Annotated in this window: 2 protein-coding genes; both read left to right on the top strand. The window is 30.0% G+C overall.

All coding sequences use genetic code 11. The annotated features are described in order from the left end of the window. The first annotated feature begins 208 nt into the window (after positions 1 to 208). Positions 209 to 1,459 carry a lipopolysaccharide biosynthesis protein gene (locus P0N36_RS14855; protein ID WP_275843657.1) on the top strand — a complete coding sequence of 417 codons (1,251 nt, stop codon included), beginning with the start codon at positions 209 to 211 and terminating at the stop codon, positions 1,457 to 1,459. Positions 1,460 to 1,471: 12 nt separating this feature from the next. Further along, the gene (locus P0N36_RS14850) at positions 1,472 to 2,692 is read left to right on the top strand and encodes a nucleotide sugar dehydrogenase (protein WP_275843656.1); all 1,221 of its coding nucleotides are present in this window, start codon (positions 1,472 to 1,474) and stop codon (positions 2,690 to 2,692) included. Positions 2,693 to 3,038 lie beyond the last annotated feature (346 nt).

Genomic DNA, 3,038 nt, shown 5'->3' with positions numbered 1-3,038 from the left:
AAATTATCATATTTTGATACCAATTGTTTCCGTATTGTTGGATTTCATTCGTACATAGATAAAAATGATAAAGATCATATAGTTAATGTAGATTATACGTTTAGATGAGTAATCTGGACTATAGTGGATATATAAAGGTATTAAAAAATGAATTATATAACAACATTAATACAATTGGGTGGAACTCTGTTGTTGAAAGTGAGATAAAATGATAAATCAAAGAAACAGTACTTTTATAAAATCAATTAGTATATTAACATCAGGTTCAATAATTGCACAAATGATTATAATCATATCCGCACCTATATTAACGAGACTTTATTCACCAGAAGAAATTGGAGCCTATACTTATATAATGTCGATATCACATATATTCATGGCTATTATTAATGGAAGATACGATATGTCAATTGTTACAGAAAAAGATGAGAAAAAGGTATTTGCTCTGATTAAACTATCATTGATTGTATCGTCTATTTTATCAATACTTATAAGTTTTGGGTATGGTGTTTACTTTAACTTTTTTTCAACTAAAACATTGATTAATAATAATATTATAATAATTCTATTTCTAATAATTTTCTCATATGGTTTAATAAATGTACTTAATGCTTACAATAATAGAGAGAAAAAGTATGTACTTATGTCATCTTTATATATTTTTAGATCAGCCACTCAAAACTTTGGAGCAATAATATTTAGTATTCTAAACATAAAAGTATTGGGATTATTAATACCATATACTTTTGGACAATTTATAGGAATTAAAAGGCAAGCAAAATCGTTATTTACAAATTTCAATGAAATAAAGAATATTCAAGCAAAAGACGTTTTAGAAGTTGCTATATTACATAAGAAACAACCAATATTCTCAGCACCAGCACTTTTTGCAAATAGCTTTTCCTACGCATCCATAACAATATTTATTGAAATGCTTTTTGGAATGGGAGTAGTGGGGCTTTATTCAGTGTCATTACGAGTACTTGGAATACCATTATCAATTATTAGTGGAAATGTCTCTAAAGTATTCTATGAAGATGCTTCCCGAGAATATAATAGAACAGGGCAGTTTTTCAAATCGTTTAAAAAGACAGTTATTTTTCTTTCTATTTTAGCATTACCGATGGTAGCTACAATGATATATATAGTACCTCCTCTTGTAACCTTAGTATTTGGGGACGAATGGAGAGAGGCAGGAAAATATATAAAAATCCTTTCACCAATGTTTGGAGTTAGATTTATAGTTTCCTCAATATCAGTAGGTTTACTTGTAGCTCAGAAGCAAAATTATGAATTTATAATACAAATTTTATTTATTTTTATTTCCATAATAACTTATATAATTGCTAATTATTTAGAACTAGAAATTATAGGCTATTTAAGCATTATAAGTATAACTTTTACGATTATTTATTTATTTAATTTTATAATAATATACAAAATATCTATCAAAAATTAAGGAGAGATTGTTATGATAAACATAATAGGATTAGGCTACATCGGACTTCCAACCGCTTTAATGTTTGCAAAAAGTGGGGTTGAGATTGTTGGAACGGACTTAAATGAAAAACTTATTGATTCACTTTCACGAGGGAAGCTTACTTTTGAAGAAGAAGGGCTGGAGGAATTGTTTGATGCTGCTATTGAGAGTGGAATTAAATTCACAACAGAGTATCAAAAAACAGATACCTATATCATTGCAGTACCAACACCTTATATAAACTCAAGTAAGAAGTTGGATCCTAAATATGTGATAGCAGCTGTTAATAAAGTTCTAGATGTTTGCGAAAAAGGTGCTGTAATTATTATTGAATCAACGATATCACCAGGATCGATTAATAAATATGTTAGACCGGTAATTCAAGGAAGAGGGATTACTATTGGAGAAGATGTTCATCTTGTTCATGCACCTGAAAGAATTATCCCAGGAAATATGATCTATGAACTTGAAAACAACGCAAGAACGGTTGGTGCAGATGACACAGCTATAGGCGAGAAAGTTAAAGAGCTATATTCAGCTTTCTGCAAATCAGAAATTGTTGTAACGGATATTAGGTCTGCTGAAATGTCAAAGGTTGTTGAGAATACATTTAGAGATGTAAATATTGCTTTTGCAAATGAATTAGCAAAAATATGTAGAGCTGACGATATGGATGTTTACGAAATCATTCGTATTGCTAATAAGCATCCTAGAGTCAATATTCTTCAACCAGGTCCAGGTGTTGGAGGGCATTGTATATCTGTCGATCCTTGGTTTTTAGTTGGAGATTACCCGGATCTTACAAACTTAATTCTAACTGCAAGGAAGATAAATGATTCTATGCCAGCACATATCCTTGGAAGAATTAGAGATATTATGACAGAACATAATTTGACAGACATATCAAAGGTTGGCATATATGGAATTGCTTATAAAGAAAATGTAGATGATACAAGAGAAAGCCCAACGCTTCAATTACTTGAAAAAATGGATGAACACTTAGCATATGGGGTAAAAGTATATGACCCCTTCATTAACGAACGAATCGTTGATCATCAGTTTATGAACTTCGAAGACTTTATCAACGAAATAGAGATTCTGGTTATAATCACAGCACATGATCATATTAGAGATAATATGGATACTGTTAAGGGTAAATTAATTCTAGATACTAAAAATATATGTAACTTTGAAGGTGTATACAAATTATAAGTTAGAAAGAACCATGGATTATTTTTGCCTAATAAAGAAAGTATTTTATGTAATGTAATATGTCAAGGGCTTGCTGCGTAAGCAGAGGAACACCCTTTACATATTGCATTACATAAAAAGAATATTTACCAAGACAAAAAAGGATAAGTCTAGTTATATAGTACTGGACCAATTCAAAATGGAAAGATGGCTCAGCACTGACCGGATTCATGGCTCTGTTTAACAAGAGTATTCATTTCACGATGATATACATAAAAGGAGTTGAAAAAGCATGCGTAGAAATAATATTAAAGACAGAAAAAAGATAGAAGCATGTTATAAAGCTTTATAGTATTATTATTTGGAA

Source organism: Petrocella sp. FN5 (assembly GCF_029210395.1).
In the GTDB taxonomy this organism is placed as follows: Bacteria; Bacillota; Clostridia; order Lachnospirales; family Vallitaleaceae; genus Petrocella.
The sequence above is the reverse complement of the archived record's forward strand: the minus strand, read 5'-3'. Positions and strand labels throughout refer to the sequence as shown.

Coding starts and splice junctions, on each gene's coding strand:
- P0N36_RS14855 (WP_275843657.1), top strand. CDS start 209: ATGATAAATCAAAGAAACAGTACTTTTATAAAATCAATTAGTATATTA.
- P0N36_RS14850 (WP_275843656.1), top strand. CDS start 1,472: ATGATAAACATAATAGGATTAGGCTACATCGGACTTCCAACCGCTTTA.